The sequence below is a fragment of the Pseudomonas sp. R3-57 genome (assembly GCF_051132065.1).
In the GTDB taxonomy this organism is placed as follows: Bacteria; Pseudomonadota; Gammaproteobacteria; order Pseudomonadales; family Pseudomonadaceae; genus Aquipseudomonas.
Map to the genome: position 1 here is coordinate 299,725 of NZ_CP071655.1, position 25,751 is coordinate 325,475.

At 61.0% G+C, this 25,751-nt stretch carries 24 protein-coding genes; 14 read left to right on the forward strand and 10 right to left on the reverse strand.

Features of this window, described 5'->3' with window-relative positions; all coding sequences use genetic code 11:
* Positions 1 to 52: 52 nt before the first annotated feature.
* Complete coding sequence (locus J3P93_RS01350; RefSeq protein ID WP_434594463.1) at positions 53 to 1,948, forward strand: FTR1 family protein; 1,896 nt, start codon at positions 53 to 55, stop codon at positions 1,946 to 1,948.
* Positions 1,949 to 2,045: 97 nt separating this feature from the next.
* Complete coding sequence (locus J3P93_RS01355; protein WP_434594464.1) at positions 2,046 to 2,504, forward strand: YaiI/YqxD family protein; 459 nt, start codon at positions 2,046 to 2,048, stop codon at positions 2,502 to 2,504.
* Positions 2,505 to 2,653: 149 nt separating this feature from the next.
* On the opposite strand, the gene elbB is transcribed toward J3P93_RS01355, so the two are convergent.
* On the reverse strand, positions 2,654 to 3,322 hold the full coding sequence (gene elbB / locus J3P93_RS01360) for an isoprenoid biosynthesis glyoxalase ElbB (RefSeq protein ID WP_090287386.1): 669 nt from the start codon (positions 3,320 to 3,322) through the stop codon (positions 2,654 to 2,656).
* Positions 3,323 to 3,547: 225 nt separating this feature from the next.
* Positions 3,548 to 4,207, reverse strand: a complete 660-nt coding sequence (locus J3P93_RS01365; RefSeq protein ID WP_203419945.1) for a DedA family protein — start codon at positions 4,205 to 4,207, stop codon at positions 3,548 to 3,550.
* A 207-nt stretch (positions 4,208 to 4,414) separates the two neighbouring features.
* Between J3P93_RS01365 and hemB the strand changes: the two genes are divergently transcribed.
* Complete coding sequence (gene hemB, locus J3P93_RS01370; protein ID WP_434594465.1) at positions 4,415 to 5,428, forward strand: porphobilinogen synthase; 1,014 nt, start codon at positions 4,415 to 4,417, stop codon at positions 5,426 to 5,428.
* Between the two features lie 18 nt (positions 5,429 to 5,446).
* Positions 5,447 to 7,672, forward strand: coding sequence for a polyphosphate kinase 1 (gene ppk1, locus J3P93_RS01375; protein WP_434594466.1), 2,226 nt, complete (start codon positions 5,447 to 5,449; stop codon positions 7,670 to 7,672).
* A gap of 289 nt (positions 7,673 to 7,961) precedes the next feature.
* Here the strand turns inward: ppk1 and ppx are convergent, their stop codons facing one another.
* From ppx to J3P93_RS01400, 5 genes are all read right to left on the reverse strand, one after another.
* On the reverse strand, positions 7,962 to 9,464 hold the full coding sequence (gene ppx / locus J3P93_RS01380) for an exopolyphosphatase (RefSeq protein ID WP_203419942.1): 1,503 nt from the start codon (positions 9,462 to 9,464) through the stop codon (positions 7,962 to 7,964).
* Positions 9,465 to 9,697: 233 nt separating this feature from the next.
* A complete protein-coding gene (locus tag J3P93_RS01385) occupies positions 9,698 to 10,435 on the reverse strand; it encodes an amino acid ABC transporter ATP-binding protein (protein WP_203419941.1) in 738 nt (245 codons plus the stop codon).
* A complete protein-coding gene (locus J3P93_RS01390) occupies positions 10,422 to 11,072 on the reverse strand; it encodes an amino acid ABC transporter permease (protein WP_090287373.1) in 651 nt (216 codons plus the stop codon). Before J3P93_RS01390 ends, J3P93_RS01385 begins: the two co-directional genes overlap by 14 nt.
* Positions 11,069 to 11,737, reverse strand: coding sequence for an amino acid ABC transporter permease (locus J3P93_RS01395; RefSeq protein WP_090287369.1), 669 nt, complete (start codon positions 11,735 to 11,737; stop codon positions 11,069 to 11,071). Before J3P93_RS01395 ends, J3P93_RS01390 begins: the two co-directional genes overlap by 4 nt.
* A gap of 22 nt (positions 11,738 to 11,759) precedes the next feature.
* Positions 11,760 to 12,545, reverse strand: a complete 786-nt coding sequence (locus tag J3P93_RS01400) for a transporter substrate-binding domain-containing protein (protein WP_090287367.1) — start codon at positions 12,543 to 12,545, stop codon at positions 11,760 to 11,762.
* A gap of 257 nt (positions 12,546 to 12,802) precedes the next feature.
* Here J3P93_RS01400 and J3P93_RS01405 point away from each other — a divergent pair, with 257 nt between their 5' ends.
* The 7 genes from J3P93_RS01405 (at position 12,803) to J3P93_RS01435 (ending at position 20,949) form a co-directional block, all read left to right on the forward strand.
* Complete coding sequence (locus tag J3P93_RS01405; RefSeq protein ID WP_434594467.1) at positions 12,803 to 13,510, forward strand: FadR/GntR family transcriptional regulator; 708 nt, start codon at positions 12,803 to 12,805, stop codon at positions 13,508 to 13,510.
* 120 nt (positions 13,511 to 13,630) lie between these two features.
* Positions 13,631 to 13,960, forward strand: a complete 330-nt coding sequence (gene trxA / locus J3P93_RS01410; protein WP_003206727.1) for a thioredoxin TrxA — start codon at positions 13,631 to 13,633, stop codon at positions 13,958 to 13,960.
* Positions 13,961 to 14,207: 247 nt separating this feature from the next.
* On the forward strand, positions 14,208 to 15,467 hold the full coding sequence (gene rho, locus J3P93_RS01415; RefSeq protein WP_003229334.1) for a transcription termination factor Rho: 1,260 nt from the start codon (positions 14,208 to 14,210) through the stop codon (positions 15,465 to 15,467).
* 140 nt (positions 15,468 to 15,607) lie between these two features.
* Entirely contained in the window at positions 15,608 to 17,569 is a 1,962-nt protein-coding gene (locus J3P93_RS01420) for an acyltransferase family protein (RefSeq protein WP_434594468.1), read from the forward strand.
* Positions 17,570 to 17,649: 80 nt separating this feature from the next.
* On the forward strand, positions 17,650 to 19,116 hold the full coding sequence (ubiD, locus tag J3P93_RS01425; RefSeq protein ID WP_008081413.1) for a 4-hydroxy-3-polyprenylbenzoate decarboxylase: 1,467 nt from the start codon (positions 17,650 to 17,652) through the stop codon (positions 19,114 to 19,116).
* Positions 19,116 to 20,084: a CDP-6-deoxy-delta-3,4-glucoseen reductase gene (locus J3P93_RS01430; RefSeq protein WP_093097221.1), complete on the forward strand. Its 969-nt coding sequence runs from the start codon at positions 19,116 to 19,118 to the stop codon at positions 20,082 to 20,084. The genes ubiD and J3P93_RS01430 overlap by 1 nt, the downstream gene beginning before the upstream one ends.
* Positions 20,085 to 20,280: 196 nt before the next feature.
* Entirely contained in the window at positions 20,281 to 20,949 is a 669-nt protein-coding gene (locus tag J3P93_RS01435) for a gamma-glutamylcyclotransferase (RefSeq protein WP_434594472.1), read from the forward strand.
* Here J3P93_RS01435 and glpT read toward each other — a convergent pair.
* Entirely contained in the window at positions 20,925 to 22,274 is a 1,350-nt protein-coding gene (gene glpT / locus J3P93_RS01440) for a glycerol-3-phosphate transporter (RefSeq protein ID WP_024014747.1), read from the reverse strand. The two genes, J3P93_RS01435 and glpT, sit on opposite strands and share 25 nt — an antisense overlap.
* 320 nt (positions 22,275 to 22,594) lie before the next feature.
* Here glpT and J3P93_RS01445 point away from each other — a divergent pair, with 320 nt between their 5' ends.
* A complete protein-coding gene (locus J3P93_RS01445) occupies positions 22,595 to 23,203 on the forward strand; it encodes an energy transducer TonB (RefSeq protein WP_434594475.1) in 609 nt (202 codons plus the stop codon).
* A 57-nt stretch (positions 23,204 to 23,260) separates the two neighbouring features.
* On the opposite strand, the gene J3P93_RS01450 is transcribed toward J3P93_RS01445, so the two are convergent.
* The gene (locus J3P93_RS01450; protein WP_434594476.1) at positions 23,261 to 24,238 is read right to left on the reverse strand and encodes an NADPH:quinone oxidoreductase family protein; all 978 of its coding nucleotides are present in this window, start codon (positions 24,236 to 24,238) and stop codon (positions 23,261 to 23,263) included.
* 150 nt (positions 24,239 to 24,388) lie between these two features.
* On the opposite strand from J3P93_RS01450, the gene J3P93_RS01455 reads away from it, so the two are divergent.
* The gene (locus tag J3P93_RS01455; protein ID WP_434594478.1) at positions 24,389 to 24,796 is read left to right on the forward strand and encodes a flagellar basal body-associated protein FliL; all 408 of its coding nucleotides are present in this window, start codon (positions 24,389 to 24,391) and stop codon (positions 24,794 to 24,796) included.
* Between the two features lie 140 nt (positions 24,797 to 24,936).
* Here the strand turns inward: J3P93_RS01455 and J3P93_RS01460 are convergent, their stop codons facing one another.
* Positions 24,937 to 25,389, reverse strand: coding sequence for an EVE domain-containing protein (locus tag J3P93_RS01460; RefSeq protein ID WP_434594481.1), 453 nt, complete (start codon positions 25,387 to 25,389; stop codon positions 24,937 to 24,939).
* Between the two features lie 197 nt (positions 25,390 to 25,586).
* On the opposite strand from J3P93_RS01460, the gene J3P93_RS01465 reads away from it, so the two are divergent.
* The gene (locus J3P93_RS01465; RefSeq protein ID WP_090287349.1) at positions 25,587 to 25,742 is read left to right on the forward strand and encodes a hypothetical protein; all 156 of its coding nucleotides are present in this window, start codon (positions 25,587 to 25,589) and stop codon (positions 25,740 to 25,742) included.
* Positions 25,743 to 25,751 lie beyond the last annotated feature (9 nt).

Here is a 25,751-nt window from a genome sequence, read left to right on the forward strand (position 1 = left end):
CGTCTGCGAAGTGAACAATATGTAACTTCGCATTTCCATTTGAGATTCATTCATGACTGCCTCGTCCCGATTGCTGGCCTGGCTGCTGTTCCCGTTGTTTGCCCTGAGCAGCCTGCCGCTGCTGGCTGATACCGTGGAAGGCGCCCCGCAGGCGTTGCACCTGCTCGATTACATCAGCGCGGATTATCCGCCAACGGTCGAGGCGGGAAAGGTCGTCGACGACGCCGAATACCGCGAGCAACTGGAATTTACCCAGGCGCTGCAAGGGTTGATTGCCGGCATGCCGGCCAAACCGGAAAAAGCTGCACTGGAACAGGGTGTCAGCGCTTTGCACGCTGCGATCAGCGCCAGGCAGGACGGTGCCGAGGTGGCGCGGCAGGCGCGGCAATTGGGCGCGCAACTGGCGGTGACGTACGAAGTCAGTCAGGCCCCGATCATCACCCCCGACCCAACCCGTGGCGCACCGTTGTATACGCAGAACTGCTCGGTTTGCCACGGCGACAGCGGTGCCGGTGACGGTCCGGCCGCGCTCGGCATGTCCCCGGCGCCGGCGAATCTGCGCGATGCGGCGCGGATCGATCATCTGAGCCTTTACGCCATCTACAACACTCTCGGCCAAGGTGTCGAAGGCACTGACATGCCGGCGTTTGCCGATCAGCTCGACGATCGGCAGCGCTGGGATCTGGCGACCTACATCGCCGGTTTCAGTGCCGACGCCACGGCGGCGAAAGCCGACAAGACCTACAACATTGCCGATCTGGCCCGCCAGACTCCGGCCGAAGTGCAGGCCGCCGAAGGTCCGCAAGCTGCGGCGACGTTCCGTGCGCAACGGGCACAACCGCCGCAGGTCAAGCGTGGCCCGGCGCAGTTGCTCGACTACACTGCGGCGACGCTGGACAAGAGTCTGGCGGCCTACCGCGCCGGTGAGCACGATCAGGCGTACGACCTGTCGGTCGCGGCGTATCTGGAAGGCTTCGAGCTGGTCGAAAGTTCGCTGGATAACGTCGACGCCAACGTGCGCAAGGACACCGAAAAGTCGCTGATGGCGTATCGGCAATCCTTGCAGGACGGTCTGCCGGTCGAGCAGGCCGAGCAACGTCTGGACGCGGCCAAGGGCAAACTCAAGGAGTCGGCCGGTCTGTTGGGCAGCGATGGCCTGAGCTGGTCGCTCAGCTACATCTCCGGGCTGCTGATTCTGCTGCGCGAAGGCCTGGAAGCGATTCTGGTGCTGGCGGCCATCCTCGCGTTCCTGCGTAACACCGGGCAGCAATCGGCGGTGCGCAGCGTCAACGTCGGCTGGGGGCTGGCATTGCTGGCCGGCCTGGGCACCTGGGCGCTGGCGGCGTATGTGATCGATGTCAGCGGTTCGCAGCGTGAATTGCTCGAAGGCGCGACAGCGCTATTCGCCAGTGTCATGGTGTTGTGGCTCGGCGTGTGGATGCACGATCGCCGGCATGCGGCCGCCTGGCAGGACTACATCAAGAGCAGTCTGGTTGGCGGTGGCGGGCGTTTCGGCTTCGCAATCCTCGCGTTCTTCTCGGTGTATCGCGAGCTGTTCGAAGTGATCCTGTTCTATGAAACCCTGTGGTTGCAGGCCGGACCTGCCGGGCACAACGCGGTGTTGGCGGGCGGGGCGACGGCGCTGGTGCTGCTGGTCGGTCTGGCGTGGGTGATCCTGCGCGGCTCGGCGAAATTGCCGCTGACGTTGTTCTTCAGCATCAATGCGGCACTGTTGTGCGCGTTGTCGGTGGTGTTTGCCGGGCATGGCGTGAAAGCGCTGCAAGAGGCCGGGATCTTCGGCACGCGGCCAGTGGCGTTCTTTGAATTCGACTGGCTGGGTATCCATGCCGATGCCTATTCGTTGGCGGCGCAGGCGGTGGCGATTCTGGCGATTGTGGTGCTGTATGGGCGTAGTTGGGTGGCGGAGAAGCGCCGGATAACGGCTTAAAGGCATTCGCTGGCGCTCACTTCGCGAGCAGGCTCGCTCCCACGGGGTCGGTGCGTATCCTGTGGGGAGCGAGCCTGTTTGTTTTTGGAGAAAGAAAATGCGTGTCTGGATTGATGCCGACGCCTGCCCGCGGGCGGCGAAGGATCTGGTGGTGAAGTTCGCCCTCAAGCGCCAGTTCGAAGTGGTGCTGGTGGCTGGGCAACCGCAGACGAAGCCGGGGCTGGCGATCGTCAAACTGACTGTGGTGCCGAGCGGGCCGGATGCGGCGGATGATTATCTGGTCGAGCACGCGGTGCCTGGTGAGCTGGTGATCTGCAGCGATATCCCGCTGGCCGACCGCTTGATGAAGAAAGGCGTGGCAGCGCTGGATCCGCGCGGCAAGGAGTTCGATGCGCAGAACATGGGCGAGCGTCTGGCGGTGCGCAACCTGTTCACCGATTTGCGTGAACAGGGGCAGGTCAGTGGTGGCCCGGCGCCGTTCGGCGAGCGCGAGAAGCAGGCGTTTGCCAATGCGCTGGACCGGATTCTCACCCGACTGACACGCACCGCCGGTTGATGATCGTTCCCACGCTCTGCGTGGGAATGCAGCCTTGGACGCACTGCGTCCGCTGTTCTTGGTCATACATCTGTGGTGAGGCCGGAACGCGGAGCGTCCCTGAATGCATTCCCACGCGGAGCGTGGGAACGATCAGGTGAAAGAGCGGATCAGGCGTCGTTTTCGTGGGTCAGTTCGAGCACGCGGTCGACCAGTTTGTTGATGCCCGACGCCGCTTCACTGATGGTCTGCGCCAGCATGTAGGCCGGGGTGGTGACGAGTTTGCGCGCCTTGTCTTCGACGATCTCGGTCACTGCGCACTCTTCGTGGGTCGCGCCCATTTTGCTCATGGCCGCGGCGGTGTCGGCATCGTTGCCGATGGTGCAGGTCACGCCGGGGCCGTAGATTTTCGCTGCCAGCGCCGGGGAAATGCAGATCAGGCCGACCGGTTTGCCCGCTTCGGCAAACGCCTCGGCCAGCGCCAGTACTTCAGGCTGAACGCTGCAACCAGCGCCTTCGATGGCGAAGTTCGAGAGGTTTTTCGCCGCACCGAAGCCGCCCGGCACGATCAGCGCGTCGAACTCCTCGACGTCGGCGTCGCGGATGTCCTTGACGTTGCCACGGGCAATGCGCGCCGATTCCACCAGCACATTGCGCGACTCGGGCATTTCCTCGCCGGTCAGGTGATTGATCACATGCAATTGCGCGATGTTCGGCGCGAAGCACTGCACCTGCGCGCCGCGCTGATCGAGGCGCAGCAGGGTAATCACGCTTTCCTGGATCTCGGCACCGTCGTACACGCCACTGCCGGACAGGATCACTGCAACTTTTTTGCTCATGGGTTTCTCTCCAGATTCATGGCACTCAATGTCCACTAAATCGTCGCGCGTTGCCATAGGCGCAACGGGCGGCAGTATCGGGCACAGAACCCTCTCTTCATGGATCGCAACGGCGGCGGGGTGTTCATTTTTTGCGGGCGACGCAAGCGTGCCGGGAGGGGAAACAGTGGCGCGAGAATACCCGGCGCACCGGGCACGGCCGCAGGCATGAGAGCGTGCGGCGCTTTACTCGGTCGGGGTCTTGGGTTCGGCGGGGCTGGAGGCCTCGGCGTTGCGCAACTGTTCGGCCTCGGCGGCTTTGGCCAGTTGCTCGTCCTGATAAATCTGTTTGGCCAGGCGCGCGTTCTTGAAGCGTCGGCGCAGCCACAGCCCGAGGCCTAGAATGAGCAAGGCGCCAAGCACCCACAGCTCGTATTTCTTGATGCTGCCGAGCATGCCTTCGAGCACCGCACCGAAATGATACGCGGCCGCTGCCAGTGCCGTGGCCCAGATCGCCGCGCCAATGCCGTTGAGCAACAGATAACGTCCTGGCGGATAACCTGACAGACCGATCGCCACCGGCATCACGGTGCGCAGACCATAGACAAAGCGGAAACTCAGGACCCAGATATCCGGATGCTTGCGGATATGCTCCAGCGCACGGTCGCCCATCAGCTGCCAGCGTGGTTTGCGTGCGAGCAATTTGCGCCCGTGCTTGCGACCAAGGAAGTACCACAGTTGATCGCCGGCATAACTGCCGCAGAAGGCCACGACCACCACCAGGTTGATGTCCATGTATCCGCGGAACGCGAGGAAGCCTGCGAGCACCAGGATGGTTTCGCCTTCGAAGAACGTGCCGAGAAACAAGGCAAAGTAGCCAAAGTCGTGCAGAAATTGTTGGAGCATTGTCTGGGTGCTGGCGAAATGAACGCGCAGCCTAACCCTTCGGACACATTCATGAAAGTGTCCAAATGTGTCTCGACGTGAACATTTCCTACGCTGACAATGGAATGCGGCTACGTGACACGGGGCACACATAACTGTCATCTGTTGGTCATAATGGCCGTCTATAACTGTCACGCTCGCCCGTTTGCCCGGGCTCAGGAGTCCGCCGTGAGCTTTACCCCCGCCAATCGCCTGTTCCCTGCCACCCGTCTGCGTCGCAACCGCCGTGATGATTTTTCGCGTCGGCTGGTGCGGGAAAATGTGCTGACGGTCGACGACCTGATCCTGCCGGTGTTCGTGCTCGACGGCGAAAACCGCCGCGAAGCGGTGGCGTCGATGCCGGGTGTGGAACGGCTGACGATCGACTTGCTGCTCGAAGAAGCGGCCATGTGGGTCGAACTGGGGATTCCGGCGCTGGCACTGTTCCCCGTCACCCCACCGGAACTGAAATCCCTCGATGCTGCCGAAGCCTGGAATCCGCAAGGCATTGCCCAACGCGCGACCCGCGCGCTGCGTCAGCGTTTTCCGGAGTTGGGCGTCATCACCGACGTGGCGCTGGATCCGTTCACCACGCACGGCCAGGACGGCATCCTCGACGAAGACGGCTACGTGCAGAACGACATCACCGTTGATGCATTGGTCCGCCAGGCGTTGTCCCACGCGGAAGCGGGTGCGCAAGTTGTCGCGCCGTCGGACATGATGGACGGTCGCATCCAGGCCATTCGTGAAGCGCTGGAAATCGCCGGCCACGTCAATGTGCGGATCATGGCCTACTCGGCCAAGTACGCCAGCGCCTATTACGGCCCGTTCCGCGATGCGGTCGGGTCGGCCAGCAACCTGGGCAAAGCCAACAAGGCGTCCTACCAGATGGACCCGGCCAACAGCGACGAAGCGCTGCACGAAGTCGGTGCGGACCTGGCCGAAGGCGCGGACATGGTCATGGTCAAGCCGGGCATGCCGTACCTGGACATTCTTTTGCGGGTAAAAGATGCCTTCAAGGTGCCGACCTTCGTCTATCAGGTCAGTGGCGAGTACGCCATGCACATGGCCGCAATTCAGAATGGCTGGTTGAGCGAAGCGGTGATTCTCGAATCACTGACCGCCTTTAAACGTGCCGGTGCAGATGGCATCCTGACTTACTTTGCCGTTCGTGCCGCTCAATTGTTACGAGAGCAGAAATAGCCCTCCCAGGAACATGCGATGAATACCGAAGGACTCACTGAAGTTGCCGTAAAAGAAGCTCAGCCAGTGGTCGAGCAGATTACCGAGACCCCGCCGGAACTCGAGCCTGCGCCACCCGCGCCGGCCGCCGAACCCGCCGTGGCGGTGCCGGCGATCGCCATTCCCGGTCTGGATGACAGCAGCCTGTACATCCACCGCGAGCTCTCGCAACTGCAATTCAACATCCGCGTGCTGGAACAGGCGCTGGACGAGTCCTACCCGTTGCTGGAGCGGCTGAAGTTCCTGCTGATCTTCTCCAGCAACCTCGACGAATTCTTCGAAATCCGCGTTGCCGGGCTGAAAAAACAGATCACCTTCGCCCGTGAACAGGCCGGCGCCGATGGCCTGCAGCCGCATCAGGCGCTGGCGCGAATCAGCGAACTGGTTCACGGTCATGTTGACCGCCAGTACGCGATCCTCAACGACATCCTGCTGCCGGAGCTGGAAAAGCATCAGGTGCGCTTCATCCGTCGGCGTAACTGGACCACCAAGCTCAAAACCTGGGTGCGCCGTTACTTCCGCGACGAGATCGCGCCGATCATCACCCCGATCGGCCTCGATCCGACGCACCCGTTCCCGTTGCTGGTGAACAAGAGCTTGAACTTCATCGTCGAGCTCGAAGGTATCGACGCCTTCGGTCGCGACTCCGGTCTGGCGATCATCCCGGCGCCGCGCCTGCTGCCACGGATCATCAAGGTGCCGGAAGAAGTCGGCGGCGCTGGCGACAACTACGTGTTCCTGTCGTCGATGATCCACGCCCACGCCGATGACCTGTTCCAGGGCATGAAGGTAAAAGGCTGCTACCAGTTCCGCCTGACCCGAAACGCCGACCTGGCGCTCGACTCCGAAGACGTCGAAGACCTGGCCCGCGCGCTACGCGGCGAGTTGTTCTCGCGGCGTTACGGCGACGCGGTGCGTCTGGAAGTCGCCGACACCTGCCCGAAACACCTTTCGGACTACCTGCTCAAGCAGTTCAACCTGAGCGAGACCGAGTTGTATCAGGTCAATGGCCCGGTCAACCTGACGCGGCTGTTCAGCATCACCGGTCTCGACAGCCACCCGGAGCTGCAATACACGCCGTTCACCCCGCAGATTCCGAAACTGCTGCAGAACAGCGAAAACATTTTCAGCGTGGTCAGCAAGCAGGACATCCTCCTGCTGCACCCGTTCGAGTCGTTCACGCCGGTGGTCGATTTGCTGCGTCAGGCGGCGAAAGACCCGCATGTGCTCGCCGTACGGCAGACGCTGTACCGCTCCGGCGCCAACTCGGAGATCGTCGATGCGCTGGTCGACGCCGCGCGTAACGGCAAGGAAGTCACCGCGGTGATCGAACTGCGTGCGCGGTTCGACGAAGAATCCAACCTGCAGCTGGCCAGCCGGCTGCAAGCGGCCGGTGCGGTAGTGATCTACGGCGTGGTCGGCTTCAAGACCCACGCCAAGATGATGCTGATCCTGCGGCGCGAGGCTGGCGAAATCGTCCGCTACGCGCACCTCGGCACGGGTAACTACCACGCCGGCAACGCCCGTCTGTACACCGACTACAGCCTGCTGACCTCCGACGACGCCTTGTGCGAAGACGTCGGCAAACTGTTCAGCCAGTTGATCGGCATGGGTAAGACCCTGCGCATGAAAAAGCTTCTGCATGCGCCGTTCACCCTGAAGAAAGGCATGCTCGACATGATCGCCCGCGAGACGCAATTTGCCCTCGACGGCAAACCGGCGCACATCATCGCCAAGTTCAACTCGCTGACCGATCCGAAGATCATCCGCGCGCTGTACAAAGCCAGCCAGTCGGGCGTGCGCATCGATCTGGTGGTGCGCGGCATGTGCTGCCTGCGGCCGGGCATCACCGGGGTCTCGCACAACATCCATGTGCGCTCGATCATCGGCCGCTTCCTCGAGCACACGCGGGTGTTCTACTTCCTCAACGGCGGCGATGAGCAGATGTTCCTCTCCAGCGCCGACTGGATGGAGCGCAACCTCGACAAGCGCGTCGAGACTTGCTTCCCGGTGGAAGGCAAAAAGCTGCTGACCCGCGTGAAGAAAGAGCTGGAGCTGTATTTGACCGACAATACCCATAGCTGGAGCCTGCAGTCGGACGGCCGCTACATCCGCAACACGCCGACCGGCAACCAGAACCCGCGCAGTGCGCAGGCGACGTTGCTGGAGCGGTTGGGGAGTCCGATTTTGCCTGTGAGCAGTTGAGGCCTTGGCAAGTCAAAAGCCCCTCACCCTAACCCTCCCGAAACGTCGGACCGCCCAGAGGGAGAGGGGACTGACCGCGCTGGATTTTCGTGCTACGCCGACCTGAAGCATCGAGTCGAACTCAGGCCTTGAAGCCAATTGAGATCGGCTCCCTCTCCCTCGGGAGAGGGCTGGGGTGAGGGGAAGGTTCACCTCTGCTCTCAAGCCGAACCCAATAAAAAGGCGATCCCTGCGGATCGCCTTTTTTGCACCTGTCATCCACCCACCTGTAGGGGCGATTTGCGGTGTATCAGTGGACGGTGAGCACAATCCCCACCCGCGTCAGCCACTCCGCCTCAAGCCCGAAATCCGCCTGGGTCAGCTGATTTTCATCCAGCCAGTTCTCCGGGAATTCCACCTCAAGGCTATCGCCATTGGCATGCAGCACCACCTGCGGCATCGCCTGCGTGCCGCGAATATGGTGGAACAGAATGGCAAAGCGCAGCAGCACGCACAGGCGAATCAGCTTGATGCCGTCGTCGCCGAATTCGGCGAACTTGTCCTTGGGAATATTGCGCCGGTGGCCACGTACCAGCAGCGCGAGCATTTGCTGGTCTTCGCGGGAGAACCCGGCGAGGTCCGAGTGCTCGATCAGGTAGGCGCCGTGCTTGTGGTAATGGTAGTGAGCGATATCGAGGCCGACTTCGTGGACTTTCGCCGCCCAGCCGAGCAGCTCGCGCCAGATGCCGTCGTCCAGCTCCCAGTCTGCCGCGACCTGATCGAACGCGTGCAAGGCTTTGCGCTCGACCCGCGCCGCTTGTTCGAGGTCGACGTGGTAGCGCTCCATCAGCGAGGTCAGGGTGCGCTCGCGCACGTCTTCGTGGTGATGGCGGCCGAGCAGGTCATAGAGCACGCCTTCGCGCAGGGCGCCTTCGCAGTGATCCATGCGTTGCAGTTCGAGGGCGTCGAAGATCGCTTCGAGAATCGCCAGACCCGCCGGGAAAATCGCGCGGCGGTCGGGTTTGATGCCTTCGAAATCGATCTTGTCGACATCGCCAAGCTTGAACAGCCGGCGCTTGAGCCAGGCCAGGCCTTCGGCGTTGACTTCGCCGGTGCCGTGGCCGCCGGCCTTCAGCGCCAGGCCGATGGCGCGGATGGTGCCCGAGGAGCCGATTGCTTCATCCCAGGTCAGGCGGTGCAGGGCGTGCTCGATGCTCATGATCTCCAGCCGCGCCGCGGTGTACGCCTGGGCGTAGCGGGCCGGGGTGATCTTGCCGTCCTTGAAATAGCGCTGGGTGAAGCTCACGCAGCCCATCTGCAGGCTTTCGCGCAGCAGCGGCTCGAAGCGCTGACCAATGATGAATTCGGTACTGCCGCCGCCGATGTCGGCGACCAGACGTTTGCCCGGCGTATCGGCGAGGGTGTGTGACACGCCCAGGTAGATCAAGCGCGCTTCTTCACGACCGGAGATGACTTCCACCGGATGGCCGAGGATTTCTTCGGCGCGGTGGATGAATTCGATCCGGTTGCGTGCTTCGCGCAGGGCGTTGGTGCCGACGATGCGCACGGCGCCCAGCGGCATGCCGTTGATCAGTTGGGCGAAGCGCTTGAGGCAGTCGAGACCGCGCTGCATCGATTCTTCGTTGAGCTGGCGCGCATCGTCGATGCCGGCGGCCAGTTGCACCTTTTCGCCGAGACGCTCGAGAATGCGGATCTCGCCGTTCTGGGCCTTGGCCACGACCATGTGAAAGCTGTTGGAGCCCAGGTCGATTGCGGCGATCAGGGACAGATTCTTGGCTTGGGATTGCGGCATGATCAGGGAGTCTCGGTCGATAACCCCGCCATCGTGCCACGATCACACGCTGACGCCAACGCGCATGGCGCAAAGCCTTGATACACCGATGAAAGTCGGTGACCGCTGCGCGGTCAATCGCGGGCAAGCCCGCTCCCACAGGTTTTAGCGCTGAACGCACGATCCTGTTCCTGCATCGAACCCTGTGGGAGCGGGCTTGCCCGCGATGAGGCCCCAAAGGCACCACACATCTTTCAGGCAGTCGCTTCCACGGTGCCAATGAAATTCGCCAGCTCCGCCGTCTGCGGGTTGGCAAACAACACCTTCGGGTCGCCCACTTCATGCACTTTGCCGTGGTGCATGAACACCAGTTTGTCGCCCACTTCGCGGGCGAAGCGCATTTCGTGGGTGACCATGATCAGGGTCATGCCTTCTTTAGCGAGTTGCCGAACCACGGCGAGCACTTCGTTGACCAGTTCCGGGTCGAGTGCCGAGGTGATCTCGTCGCACAGCAACACCTTCGGCGACATCGCCAAGGCCCGGGCGATCGCCACGCGCTGCTGCTGGCCGCCGGACAGCCGATCCGGGAAGGCATCGAATTTCTCGCCCAGACCGACCCGCTCGAGCATCTCCCGCGCCAGTTCGGCCGCTTTGGCCTTCGGCACTTTTTGCACCACTTGCGGCGCGAGCATGACGTTCTCGCCCACGGTCAGGTGCGGGAACAGGTTGAACTGCTGAAACACCATGCCGACTTTCTGCCGCAGGCTGCGCAGGTCGGCGCGGGCGGCGTCGAGGTATTCGCCGTCGACTTCGATCACTCCGTCGTTGATCGACTCCAGCCCATTGAGCGTGCGCAACAGGGTCGATTTGCCCGAGCCGCTGCGGCCGATGATCGCCACCACCTGGCCCTCCTCGACGCTGAGGTCGATGCCTTTGAGCACATGATGGTCGCCGTAATACTTATGCAGGGCGGAAATTCTAAGCAGAGGCATGCAGTCTCCTTTCCAGATAGCGCGCACTGAGCGACAAGGGGTAGCAGAGGAGGAAATAGCCGAGAGCGACGAGGCCGTAGACCATGAACGGTTCGAATGTGGCATTGGCGAGCATGCCGCCGGTCTTGGTCAGCTCGGTGAAGCCGATGATCGAAGTCACCGCGGTGCCTTTGACCACCTGCACCGAAAAGCCCACGGTTGGCGCCACGGCGATGCGCAGCGCCTGCGGCAGGATCACGTAACGCAATTGCTCCAGCGGATTGAGGGCCAGGCTCGCCGAGGCCTCCCATTGGCCGTTGGGGATCGACTCGACGCAACCGCGCCAGATCTCCGCCAGATAGGCACTGGTGAACAATGTCAGGGCAATCGCGGCGGCCATCCACGGCGAGATTTCGACCCCGGCCAGCGCCACGCCGAAAAACACCAGAAACAGCTGCATCAACAGTGGCGTGCCCTGAAAAAGCTCGATCCAGGTGCGGGCGATACTGCTTGGCAACGAGTTTTTCGAGATGCGCATGATCAGGATCAGCAACCCGACGATGCCGCCGCCAATGAATGCCACCAGTGACAGCGCCAGCGTCCATTGCAGGCCGGTGAGCAGATTGCGCAGGATGTCCCAGAAGGTGAAGTCACTCATGCGCGGCTCCTGCTGATATAGCGCCGGCCGATCCAGTTGAGCAGTTGGCGGATCAACAGCGCCATGCACAGGTAGATCAGCGTGGTCAGCGCGTAGGTTTCAAAGGCGCGGAAGTTGCGCGACTGAATGAAGTTGGCGGCGAAGCTCAGCTCTTCGGTGGCGATCTGCGAACACACCGCCGAGCCGAGCATGACGATGATGATCTGGCTGCTCAGCGCCGGCCAGACCTTGCCCAGCGCCGGCAGCAGCACCACATGCCGAAACGCTTCGAAGCGACTCATCGCCAGCGCCGCAGCCGCTTCCAGTTGCCCACGCGGAATCGCCTGAATGCCGGCGCGGATGATCTCGGTCGAATAAGCGCCAAGGTTGATCACCATCGCCAGCACGGCTGCCTGCCACTCGGAAATCTGCACGCCGAGCGACGGCAAACCGAAGAAGATGAAAAACAACTGCACCAGAAACGGCGTGTTGCGAATCAACTCGACGTAGACGCCGAAGATTGCCGCGAACGGGCGGATATTCCACGCCCGCACCAGCGCGCCGACAATTCCGACGCCGACCCCGAGCACCGCGCCGATGGCGGTCAGCTCAAGGGTGAACAGCGCGCCGCGTAGCAGCAGGTCGGTGTTTTCCACCACCGGCAAGAAATCGAACTGATAAGCCATGAAAAGTCTCCCGCCCAGTCGATCAGAGATCGGCCGGCAGCGGTTCTTTCAACCAGGTCTGCGCGTTCTTTTCCAGCGCGCCGTCAGCCTTGGCGGTGGTGAGGATGTCGTTGACCTTGGCCAGCAGCGCGGCTTCGTTCTTGTTCACGCCGACATACACTGGCGAATCCTTGAGCTTCACTTTCAGCGCGGGTACGCGTTTCGGGTTCTTCTCGCTGATGGCGACCATCACCACGTTGCCGCTGGCGATCAGGTCGACCTGGCCGGCGAGGTAGGCGGCGATGGTTGAGTTGTTGTCCTCGAAGCGCTTGATGGTCACGCCTTCGGGGGCGACCTTGCTCAGTTCGATGTCTTCGATGGCGCCACGGGTGACGCTGATGGTTTTGCCTTTGAGGTCGTCGAGGCTGCTGATCGCGGCATCTGGCGGACCGAACACGGCAAGGTAGAAGGGGGCGTAGGCGCGGGAGAAGTCGATGACTTTCTCGCGCTCGGGGTTCTTGCCGAGGCTGGAGATCACCAGGTCGACCTTGCCGGTGGTCAGGAACGGAATGCGGTTGGTGCTGTTGACCGGGGTCAGCTCGAGCTTGACCTTGAGCTGGTCGGCCAGCAGTTTCGCGGTGTCGATATCCAGGCCGCGGGGTTTCATGTCCGGTCCGACTGAGCCGAAGGGCGGGAAGTCCTGGGGCACGGCGACTTTCAGCGTGCCGCGTTTGACCACGTCGTCCAGACCGTCGGCGTGAGCGGGAGCCTGGCACAGCAGCAGGCCGGCAAACAGGGAAGCGAGGAGGGCGCTGTAACGCTGGGTCATGGACAATCTCCGGATCGGCGGGAAGTGATTTCTGCGATCGGACAGAGCATGGGCCGTGCCAAGACTGCGCTTTCATTGCGCCAGGCCGCGGTTTCAGCGGCTTCGTTCGGTCTTACTGGTCTGAACAGTCAGGATGTTTTTCGCACCCCGATGGCGCATCAGCGATGCGCACCGAACCCCACTGGGGCACGACTTGCCGGGCCCGCCAAATAGCTTTACAACTAGCCGCACATTGACCCTGGCGCGTCCGAAAAACCATGAACTCGATTTCCCGTGCGGTACCTGAAGTGGCGCTGCAAGCGATCCGCAAACTGATCACCGAACAGGGCTTCGGCGCCGGCGATGCCTTGCCGTCGCAACGGGATCTGGCCCTGCAACTGGGCGTCAGCCGCGCGTCATTGCGTGAAGCGCTGTCATCGCTGAGTGCGCTGGGCGTGGTCAGTATTCAGCCGGGCAAAGGGGTGTTCGTGCAGGCGCCGGTCGAGCTGGCCAATGGCGACAGCGCGCCGGGTTGGGCCTTTGCGGCGCAGGCCTCGCCGCTGGATATCTTTCAGTTGCGCTATGCGCTGGAAGGGTTTGCCGCGGGGTTGGCGGCGGTGACGCTGAGCACGTTCGATCTGGATGCGCTCGAGGACAACGTTGCGGCGATGCGTGAGCAATTGCGCGCCGGAGATTTCGAGGCAGCCGCAAAACTCGACTTCGAATTTCACCGGCGCATCCTGCTGGCCAGCGGCAATCAGGCGATGCTGAGCATCCTCACCGCCAGCGCCGAGATCTTTCTCGAGAGCCAGAAATTACCGTTCATCCGCGCCGAACGGGCCATGGAAACCTGGCAGGAGCACCGCAAGATCCTCCGCGCCCTGGCCCGCCGCGCATCAGCCGCGGCGCAAAAAGCCATGCAGGAACATGTGCGCAACGCGGCCCTGCGCACTGGAATCGCGTTCATCGCCCCCGCCGCCGGCTGACTTGAACCATACCCAAACTCATCAGTCACCATAGCAAGACTCAATCAACTGCGGCTTCCTGAACACGGGAAGGGCGGCTATGATGGGCCACGTTTTTTTGCTTACAACCTGGAGAATTCCATGAGCAGCGATCTGATCAAACACGTTAGCGACGCTAGCTTCGAAGCCGACGTACTCAAGGCCGAAGGCGCTGTCCTGGTCGACTACTGGGCTGAATGGTGCGGCCCTTGCAAAATGATCGCACCTGTTCTGGACGAGATTGCCGAGACCTACAAGGGCAAGCTGACCGTCGCCAAACTGAACATCGACGAAAACCAGGAAACCCCGGCCAAGCACGGCGTGCGTGGTATCCCGACGCTGATGCTGTTCAAGAACGGCAACGTTGAAGCGACCAAGGTCGGCGCCCTGTCGAAGTCGCAGCTGGCGGCTTTCCTCGACGCCAACATCTAAGCGTCGCGGTAAAACGTTGAAAAAAAGCCCCGCAAATCGCGGGGCTTTTTGCGTATTCAGGGCTAGACGCTCCGAAACTCAGGTGGTACATTCGGCCCCGCACTGGTTTCTCCACTGCCCCCTGCTAGCCGTCGCCGACGCACTCCTTTTAGAATTAGTTCGCGATCCTGTCGCCTTCTCCGCGGCGCGGCCTCATTAAGCCAAAAGCTTAATTTCCCCCCTCCATAAATGATTACGTCATTCCTATATGAATCTGACTGAACTCAAGCAAAAGCCGATTACCGAACTGCTCGAATTAGCCGAACAGATGGGCATAGAAAATATGGCCCGTTCGCGCAAGCAGGACGTGATTTTCTCCCTGCTGAAAAAACACGCGAAAAGCGGCGAGGAAATCTCCGGTGATGGCGTGCTGGAGATTCTCCAGGACGGCTTCGGCTTCCTGCGCTCCGCAGACGCTTCCTACCTGGCCGGCCCGGACGATATCTACGTCTCGCCGAGCCAGATCCGCCGCTTCAACTTGCGCACCGGTGACACCATCGTTGGCAAGATCCGCCCTCCGAAGGAAGGCGAGCGGTATTTCGCACTGCTCAAGGTCGACACGATCAACTTCGATCGTCCGGAGAACGCGAAAAACAAGATTCTCTTCGAGAACCTGACCCCGCTGTTCCCGACCGTGCGCATGAAGATGGAAGCCGGTAACGGTTCCACCGAAGACCTGACCGGTCGGGTGATCGACCTGTGTGCGCCGATCGGCAAAGGCCAGCGTGGTCTGATCGTTGCACCGCCGAAAGCCGGCAAGACGATCATGCTCCAGAACATCGCGGCGAACATCGCGCGTAACAACCCTGAAGTGCACCTGATCGTGCTGCTGATCGACGAACGTCCGGAAGAAGTGACCGAAATGCAGCGCACCGTGCGCGGCGAAGTGGTTGCCTCGACGTTCGACGAGCCGCCGACCCGGCACGTCCAGGTTGCCGAAATGGTGATCGAGAAGGCCAAGCGCCTGGTCGAACACAAGAAAGACGTGGTGATCCTGCTCGACTCCATCACCCGTCTGGCCCGCGCCTACAACACCGTGATCCCGAGCTCCGGCAAGGTCCTGACCGGTGGTGTCGATGCCCACGCCCTGGAGAAGCCGAAGCGTTTCTTTGGTGCTGCGCGTAACATCGAAGAAGGCGGCTCGCTGACCATTATCGCCACCGCGCTGGTTGAAACCGGCTCGAAGATGGACGAAGTGATCTACGAAGAGTTCAAGGGTACCGGCAACATGGAACTGCCGCTGGATCGCAAGATCGCCGAAAAGCGTGTATTCCCGGCAATCAACATCAACCGCTCCGGCACCCGCCGCGAAGAGTTGCTGACCGCCGACGACGAACTGCAGCGCATGTGGATCCTGCGCAAGCTGCTGCACCCGATGGACGAAGTCGCTGCCATCGAATTCCTGGTCGACAAGCTGAAAACGACCAAGACCAACGACGAGTTCTTCTTGTCGATGAAGCGCAAGTAACACGCAAGCCGTTGAAAAGAGCGCTCCGCAAGGGGCGCTTTTTTTTTGCCTGTGGTTTATTTGTATCTGGATTGAAATTTGCCCGACTGATAAGTTCGCGCCTTCAAGGGACTTTGTATCCAGAACAGGTAAGGTTTTTCATGCACACGTTTGGCAATCGCCGTGATATCGACGGTTTACGCGCACTCGCGGTTCTTCCCGTTGTGCTGTTTCATTTCGGATTCAGTACATTCAGCGGCGGCTTTGTCGGCGTCGACGTTTTTTTCGTCATCTCCGGTTTTCTGATCACCTCGATCCTGTTTCGCGAGATCAGCGCCCAGCGCTTCAGCTTCCTCGATTTCTGGGGGCGTCGCGCCCGACGTATCCTGCCGGCATTGACTGTGGTCGTGGTGGTGACGCTGGCGCTGGGCTGGTTGTTGCTGACGGCCAAGGACTTGTCCGATCTGGGGCGGACAATTCGTTACCAGTCGCTGTTCATTTCCAACATCCTGTTCATGCGCGAGGACGGCTACTTCGAGCCGGCCTCCGATCTCAAACCCTTGTTGCATACCTGGTCGCTGGCCGTGGAAGAGCAGTACTACATCTTCTTCCCGCTGATGATGGTGCTGTTGATGCGCTATGTCCGGCATTGGCGCTGGATGCTGTTCGCCGTGCTGCTGGTGTCGTTCGGGCTGAACATCGTCTACATCGAGCGGCGCCCGGAATTCGCCTTTTTCTCCCTGCCGACCCGCGCCTGGGAATTGCTCTGCGGCGCCATGCTCGCGGTGCTGCCGGCAGCAAAACATGCGCCGCGGCTGTGGGTCCGGCAGACGGTCGGCATGGCTGGGCTGGCGGCGGTGCTGCTGGCGGTCTTCAGCTTTGACAAGTCCACGCTGTTCCCGGGCTGGGCAGCCTTGCTGCCAGTACTCGGTACGACTGCCTTGATCTGGTCAGGTGCGCGCGGCCCGACACTGGCTGGCCAGTTGCTGAGCCTGCGGGCGATGGTGTGGATCGGTCTGCTGTCGTACTCGTTGTATTTGTGGCACTGGCCGATTTACGTATATGCCAACGCGATCTCAATCGATGGCATCCAGCCGCTCGAAGCACTTGGCTGGATCGCCCTCGCCGTGGCACTGGCGTGGCTGAGCCTGCGCTATGTCGAATTGCCGTTTCGCGAGAAGCGTGTGTTCGCCAGCCGTAACTCGGTGCTGGTCGGTGGCCTGGTTTCCATCGCCGCCCTGGCGGTGGTTGGCTCGGCCATTCGTTCGGCGGACGGCGTGCCGCAGCGTCTGAGCGGCAAGGCACTTGAGTATGCGCAGTCCCAGGAATGGAACGCCGGTCAAATGAAGTGCATGCACATGAGCAAGGACAAGACTTTGGACAAGGCTTGTCGCGTGGGCGGTGACCAGCAGATCGCGCCGACCAAGATGTTCTGGGGCGACAGTCACACCGCCGCGCTGCTGCCGGCCATTGAAGGCAACAGCCAGCGTGACGGTCAGCCCGTTTGGCTGTACAGCCTGACCGGGTGCCCACCGATCATTGACGATGCCTTGCGTGCACAGTGCAAGCAGTTCAACCAGCGCAACATGCGACGGGTCCGTGATCTGGGCATCAAGGATGTGGTACTGGCGGCGAACTGGAGTCTGTACGTCTACGGGCGTGAGGACGGCGACGGCGACAAGCAGTTCCTGCTCGATCCTTCGCGCAATGTGGCGCAATCGGAGCAACGCATGGCGGCGGCGATCAAGGCGCAAGTCAGCGAACTGCGTGAGGCGGGAGTGCAGGTCTGGCTGTTCAAGGAAGTGCCCTTGCAGCACAAGAGTTACATCAGCCGCCTGACCAGCCTGGCGCGCATCGGCCGCTCGGCCGAAGGGCTCGGTCGCCCGCTAAGCGAGCATCTGGCGCGGCAGCAGTTTTTCACCGGTCTGTTCGGCTCGATGAGCGCTGCCGATTCCGGCGTGCATGTCATCGACCCGACGCCGCTGATGTGCAAGGGCGGTCTGTGCATGATCGATGTCGACGGCCATTCGCAGTACAAGGATGCCGATCATCTTTCCGACGCTGGCAGCGCGCGTTTGAGCCCTTTGTTTGCGCCGATGTTGCTGGGCACCAGGCGCCATTGAGCGATGCCGGGCACTGACGGGCTGCTGTTTGCCCGTCAGAGCAGGTAGGATGTACGCCTATTTTGAGGGTGCCATCGTCAATGAAATTCAAGGATCTTCGGGATTTCGTGCAGCAGCTTGAGCAGCGCGGAGAGTTGAAACGCATCCAGATTCCCGTCTCGCCGGTGCTGGAGATGACTGAGGTGTGCGACCGCACGCTGCGGGCCAAGGGCCCGGCGCTGCTGTTCGAAAAGCCCACCGGCTACGACATTCCGGTGCTCGGCAACCTGTTCGGCACCCCTGAGCGGGTAGCCATGGGCATGGGCGCCGAGTCGGTCAGCGAGCTGCGCGAGATCGGCAAGCTGCTGGCCTTCCTCAAGGAGCCGGAGCCGCCGAAGGGCTTGAAGGACGCGTGGTCGAAACTGCCGATTTTCCGCAAGATCATCTCGATGGCGCCGAAAGTCGTCAAAGACGCGGTGTGCCAGGAAGTGGTCATCGAAGGCGATGATGTCGATCTGGCGATGCTGCCGGTGCAGACCTGCTGGCCCGGCGACGTCGGCCCGCTGATCACCTGGGGCCTGACCGTTACCAAAGGCCCGAACAAGGAACGCCAGAACCTCGGTATTTATCGTCAGCAAGTGATCGGCCGTAACAAGGTGATCATGCGCTGGCTCAGCCACCGTGGCGGCGCCCTCGATTTCCGCGAATGGTGCGAGAAACATCCGGGCCAGCCGTTCCCGGTGTCCGTTGCCCTTGGCGCCGACCCGGCGACCATTCTCGGCGCTGTCACACCGGTGCCGGACAGTCTCTCTGAATATGCCTTCGCCGGTCTGCTGCGCGGTAACCGCACCGAACTGGTCAAATGCCGTGGCAACGACCTGCAAGTGCCGGCTACCGCCGAAATCATCCTTGAAGGCGTAATCCATCCGGGCGAAATGGCCGATGAAGGCCCGTACGGCGACCACACCGGTTATTACAACGAAGTCGACAGCTTCCCGGTGTTCACCGTCGAACGCATCACTCACCGGATCAAGCCGATCTATCACAGCACCTACACCGGCCGTCCACCGGATGAGCCGGCGATTCTCGGCGTCGCGCTGAACGAAGTGTTCGTGCCGATCCTGCAGAAGCAGTTCCCGGAAATCACCGACTTCTACCTGCCGCCCGAAGGCTGCTCGTACCGCATGGCCATCGTGACCATGAAAAAGTCGTATCCGGGGCATGCCAAGCGCGTGATGCTCGGCGTCTGGTCGTTTTTGCGACAGTTCATGTACACCAAGTTCGTTATCGTCACCGACGACGATATCAACGCCCGCGACTGGAACGATGTGATCTGGGCCATCACCACGCGCATGGATCCCAAGCGCGACACGGTGATGATCGATAACACCCCGATCGACTATCTGGATTTCGCTTCGCCGATTTCCGGCCTGGGCTCGAAGATGGGCCTGGATGCCACCCACAAGTGGCCGGGCGAAACCACCCGCGAGTGGGGTCGCGTGATCGTCAAGGACGACGCCGTGACTCAACGGATCGATGCCATCTGGAATCAGTTAGGAATAGATTGATGCGTGTAACCCTGCAGCCTTCCGGAGCAGTGCTCGAGATACAGCCCGGTGAGCGGATTCTCGACGGCGCGCGACGCCTGGGTTTTGATTGCCCGCAAAGCTGCCGCAACGGTAACTGCCACGTGTGTGCGGCGCTGCTGGTCGAAGGTCGCGTCGAGCAGAATGGCCAGGTCCATGATCATGGCGAGTTCTACACCTGCATCGCCGAGCCGCTGGAAGACTGCGTGCTGCTCTGGGATGGCGTGCTCGCGCTGGGCGAGCTGCCGGTGCGCAGCCTGTCGTGCCAGGTCATCGAATGCCGCGAAGTCGGCGGCGACACCTGGCGTGTGCGTCTGCGTGCGCCGGCCGGCAAGCCGCCGCGCTATCACGCCGGGCAGTATCTGATGATCGAACGCGAGAACGGCGAGAAATCGGCGTTCTCCATGGCCTCTGCGCCGCACGGCGGGCGTGATCTGGAAATCCATGTGCTGGCGCGCGAAGCCAGTGCACTGAGCCTGATCGAGCAGCTGCAACGCAACCCGATGGTGCGCGTCGAGTTGCCGTTCGGCGACACGCATCTGGCTGAACTGCCTGACGGCCCGTTGGTACTGGTCGCCGCTGGCACCGGCATGGGCCAGATTCATAGCCTGATCGAGCACTGCCGCGCTAATGGCTTCAAGCACCCGGTGCATCTGTATTGGGGCGTGCGTCGACCGGAAGATTTCTACCAGATCGAACATTGGGACGAATGGCTGAAACTGCCCAACCTGTTCCTGCACAAAGTCGTCAGCGATCAGTGTGGCTGGGAAGGGCGCTGCGGCATGCTGCACGAAGCGGTATGCGAAGACTTCGCCGATCTCAAGCCTTTGCACGTCTACGCCAGCGGTTCACCGGCCATGGTTTACGGCACTCTGGACGCGCTGGTCGAGGCGGGGATGGATGCCCATCAAATGCGCGCTGACGTATTCGCCTACGCACCGCGTTCCTGATTTCATATAACTTCATATATAGCCGATCGGTATTTATGTAATTACATAAATACCGGTAGGTTATATATCGATCAGGCCGCTAAATATTCTTTGTGCCATGGCACTCAATTTGCCTGAAAACATATGTGCCTTATTGTTACAGCGGTGCGTTCTATTAAGTAATTCTTCACCTGCGGGGAGCTGAACGCTATTCGCCATGAGCGCCATTGAAAACGCTTTTCTGAACCTGGCTTATCCTCCGCGGCTCGAACTCGGGCCGCAGCTGACCCACGAGCAATTGCTCGCCTCCATGCAATCGACCATGGCGCGCCACAAGGGCGGGCCGGTGTGGCTGTTCGCATACGGTTCGTTGATCTGGCGCCCGGAATGCACTGCGGTCGAGAGAATGCGCGGTCGCGTGCACGGTTATCATCGTGGCCTCTATTTATGGTCGCATGAACACCGCGGTACGCCGGAATTGCCCGGGCTGGTGTTCGGTCTGGATCGCGGCGGTTCGTGCAGCGGCTTCGCCTACCGGTTGCCGGAAGACGATCTGGATACCGCGCTGTACGCCTTGTGGAAACGCGAGATGCCGGTGCCGTCGTATCGGCCGCACTGGCTCAACTGCCGGCTCGAAGATGGCACTCAGGTGCAGGCCTTGGGCTTCGTACTGGAGCGGCACCTGCCCAGCTATGCCGGCAACCTGCCGGACCATGTGCTGAGCCAGGTATTCGCCAGCGCCAGCGGGCGTTACGGCACCACTCGCGATTATGTCGAGCAGACCGCACACGCCCTGCGCAGCCACGCCATGCCAGACCGTAATCTGGAGGCGCGGCTCAAGCGCTGTCAGTCAACCAGCGATCAGGCGACCGCTTCACGGCTCTGACTGGCGACTTGCTTGTGCCATAGCGTCGGGGCGAGGAAGGCCATTGCCAACAGGCAAGCGCCGACCAGCAACACGAAGCCGCCGTCCCAGCCGAAATGGTCGACGGTGTAGCCCATCGCCGCACTGGCCGCGACCGAACCGCCCAGATAACCGAACAGACCGGTAAAACCTGCGGCGGTACCGGCGGCTTTCTTCGGTGCCAGTTCCAGCGCTTGCAGGCCGATCAGCATCACCGGACCGTAAATCAGGAAGCCGATCGACAGCAGGGCGATCATGTCGACCATCGGGTTGCCAGCCGGATTCAGCCAGTAGACCAGGGTCGCGACCGTTACCAGCGCCATGAACACCATGCCGGTCAGGCCACGGTTGCCGCGGAAAATCTTGTCCGACATCCAGCCGCACAGCAGCGTGCCCGGGATGCCCGCCCACTCGTAGAAGAAATACGCCCACGAGGTTTTATCCACGGTGAAGCCCTTGGCTTCCTTCAGGTAGGTCGGCGCCCAGTCCAGTACGCCATAGCGCAACAGGTAGACAAAGACGTTGGCCAAGGCGATGTACCAGAGCATTTTGTTACGCAGCACGTATTTGACGAAGATTTCCTTGGCACTGAATTCGTCTTCGTGGCTGGCGTCGTAGCCTTCCGGGTAATCGTTCTTGTACTGCTCGATTGGCGGCAGGCCGACCGATTGCGGAGTGTCGCGCATGGTGATGAAAGCAAATACCGCCACGCCCAGCGCCACCGCCGCCGGCACGTAGAACGCCGCGTGCCAGTCGTTGAACAGGCCCATGCCGATCAGGAACAGCGGGCCGATCAGGCCGCCACCGACGTTGTGCGCCACGTTCCACACTGAGACCACACCGCCGCGTTCCTTCTGCGACCACCAGTGCACCATGGTCCGTCCGCTCGGCGGCCAGCCCATGCCCTGCGCCCAACCGTTGATGAACAACAGGATGAACATCATGGTCACGCTGGACGTGGCCCACGGCGCGAAACCGAAAATGAACATCACCCCGGCCGACACCAGCAGGCCGAACGGCAGGAAGAAGCGCGGGTTGGAACGGTCGGACACCAGGCCCATGAGGAACTTCGACAGACCGTAGGCGATGGCGATCGCCGACATCGCCAGGCCCAGGTCGCCGCGGCTGTAGCCTTCGTCGATCAGGTACGGCATGGCCAGCGAGAAGTTTTTGCGCAGCAGGTAGTAACCGGCATAGCCGATGAAGATACCGGCGAAGATCTGCCAACGCAGGCGTCGGTAAGTGCTGTCTATTTTTTCTTCAGGCAAAGGAGCCTGATGTGCGGCAGGACGAAAGAAAGCAAACATTCAAGAGCTCCAGTTTTCTTGTTTTGACTGCGGATGCGAATGTTACAGTTTCGTTACCGAAAATAGCACCGCTTCATGTCGGCTAAAAAGCGGAAATGTGGGCAGCCGAGCGTTCCTTTATGAACATGTCGCTCAGAAGTAAGAGCAGGGCGTTGTGGGAATAGTTACTGTGGCCAGTTTCTGCGGTTTTTCGGAACAATTTAGCCTTGGTCTTTCGGAAAAGTCCTGCACGTGAACAGGACGTCATCAACTGCTCAAGCCTGCGACGAGGCCCTAACCTGATTGCTTTTCCAGGCTCGAACCGAGCGCAAGGGAGCGATATGAACTGGATCGGCATGCTGTTGCTGTTGGTATTAGCCACTGCGAGTCAGGCAGGGGAAGTGTTTTTGATCCCCGAGTCCAACCCCGGTCCAGACTATCCGCGGGTATTGCAGCGCGCCGGGATTACCGGAGACGTGCGGGTCTCATTCACCGTGCATGCCGATGGTTCGGTGAACAAAGTCAGTGTCCTGCAAAGTGATCATCCGGCGCTGGCGGAGTCTGCCCTGGCGGCGGTCAAGCGCTGGCGATTCAAACCGTGGACAGTCGAGGGCGATAAACCGGCCAAGCAGGAGGTTGTCGCGCCGCTGGGCTTTCGCCTCGAGGCCCCATCAGGTGTCAATCAATGGATCAAGGCGTTGCCATGTCGGGAAGTAAATTCCTACCTTGCAAATGTGGCGGAGTATTCATGGATCGATTCGCTGCCCTTCCATTACACACGTGGTTACCTGTCGAATACGTTCTTTCAGCATCAGTTATCGAACGAACAACGTTTGTCTCTTATCGCCAAGCTCAACCGGAGGGTATCTGACATCGTTGTACGGTGTCGGGAGCGGCCGGCGAGCAAGTTCATGACTTTTCTACCTGAGGACATTCGCCAGCTTTTATGAGCCGCGGCCTCAAGCGCCAGAGCGATCCGGGCGAGTGCCCCGGATCGCTCTGTGGGCTCAGCGCACCTGTACCACAACCTTGCCGACCGCCTTGCGCTGCCCCAGATCATTGATCGCCTGCGCTGCATTACTCAGCGGATAAACCTGCGACACCAGCGGTTTCAACTTGCCTTCGGCAAACCAGCCGAACAACTGCTGGAAGTTTGCCGCGTTGTCCTGCGGCTGGCGCTGGGCGAACGAGCCCCAGAACACACCGAGCACCGCTGCGCCTTTGAGCAGGGCAAGGTTGACCGGCAGCTCCGGTATGCGCCCGCTGGCGAAACCGACCACCAGCAGCCTGCCGTTCCAGGCGATGGCGCGGATGGCCTGATCAAACAGGTCGCCGCCGACCGGGTCGTAGGTCACGTCGGCGCCCTGGCCGTCGGTGAGGCGTTTGATTTCATCCTTGAGATTGGTTTCGCTGTAATTGATCAGCTCATCGGCGCCAGCGGCTTTGGCTACTTCGAGCTTTTCGGCGCTGCTGGCCGCAGCGATGACCCGCGCGCCCATGGCCTTGCCGATTTCCACTGCCGCCAGACCGACACCGCCGGAGGCGCCGAGCACCAGCAGGGTTTCGCCCGGCTGCAGGTTGGCGCGTTGCTTGAGCGCATGCATCGAAGTGCCGTAGGTCATGCTGAACGCGGCGGCAATATTGAAATCCATCGACGGCGGAATCGGCAGCACGTTGTAGCCGGGCACCGCGACCTGCTCGGCAAAACTGCCCCAGCCGGTCAGGGCCATGACCCGGTCGCCGACCTTGAGGTGGCTGACCTTTTCCCCGACTTCGCGAACCACGCCAGCCGCTTCACCACCCGGCGAGAACGGGAAGGGCGGCTTGAACTGGTACTTGCCCTCGATGATCAGCGTGTCCGGGAAATTGACCCCGGCGGCGTGCACGTCCAGCAGGATTTCATTCTTCTTGGCGACAGGACTGGCGACGTCTTCCAGCACCAGCGACTCGGCAGGGCCGAAGGCTTTGCACAGCACGGCTTTCATCAGGGCTATTCCTTTGGGAGTGATGGCCGATAAGTGTAGGTGTGTGAATCAACGGGTCAACGAGCATGCCCGGCCCTGATAGTCAGGCATAAGCTTGTGCTTGTGCGGCGGGTCGTTATGCTAGGCCGCAAACCGGATAAGGAGCGAATTGTGAAAGCGTGGATCATGTTGTTGCTGGCCCTGTCTCTGCCTGTGGCAGCGCTGGCCGAAGAAGCCAAAGAAGGCGAGGCGCCGAAGGTCAATTACATCACCCTGAGCCCGCCGTTCGTCGGCAATTACGGCCTGGACGGTACGCCCAAGCTCAAGGTTTACAAGGCCGATGTGGCCCTGCGCGTGACCGGTGAAGAAGCGACCAAAGCGGTCAAGGCCAACGAGCCGCTGATTCGCAATCAATTGGTGGCACTGTTCACGCAGCAGAGCACCGAAGCGATGGGTAGCATCGAAGGCAAGGAAAAACTGCGTCAGGAAGCGCTGAAGCAGACGCAGCAAGTGATGAATGATGAGACCGGCAAACCAGTAGTTGAAGACCTGTTGTTCAACAACCTGATCATTCAATAAGTCATCCGTTGTCCGGGCGGCCCCATCGCTGGCAAGCCAGCTCCCACAGGTTTTTCGGATGGTCACAAATTATGTGCCCACTGAAAATCCCTGTGGGAGCTGGCTTGCCAGCGATTGCATTTTGGCAGGCGCCAAATGAATCAGGGCTTGAGCGCAATCACCGCCGCCCACTGCTCCGGCGTCACCGGCATCACCGACAACCGCGAGCCCTTCTGCACCAGTGGCATCTCGGCCAGCGCGGTCTGCTGCTTCAGATAATCCAGTTTCAGCACTCGCGCAAACGTCTCGACGTGCTCGACATCAATCGCGCTCCAAGGGTTTTTCTCCGCCGTAGCCTTGGGATCGAAGTAATGACTCTCTGGCTCCCGCGCCGTCGGATCCGGATACGCCGCTTCGATGATCCTGCCGATTCCGGCAATCCCCGGCTCCGGGCAACTGGAATGGTAGAAAAAGAATTCGTCACCTACCGCCATCGCCCGCAGGAAATTGCGCGCCTGATAATTGCGAACCCCGTCCCAGCGCGCCTTGCCGAGCTTTTCCAGGCCTTTGATCGAGAGCTCGTCGGGCTCGGATTTCATCAGCCAATAGGCCATGTTGGGTGCTCCTGAAACGGTCGTTGGGCAGGTTGTCGGGCAATTTTATGACAAACCGACAGTCGGTTGACGTCAGCGTTTGCGCACCGGTTCACGTTGCCGCAAAATGCCGGCCTTTAAAGCTTGACGCTGCTGCACGGCCTACACACGGAAACCGCTGCTGTCATCGTGATGATGTGCCTTGAGGGGGGCAATCGATGAAACGCAAACCGGATCTACTATGGACTTTGGTAATTTTGTTCGGCCTGGGCGTCGTGACCACCGGTTACGCGCAGAGCCTGTGGGCGAACAAGGCTGATGCACCGATTGAGATTGCACAACAAGTGCAACAGTCGACGGCCTTCAAACGCTGATACTGTCTT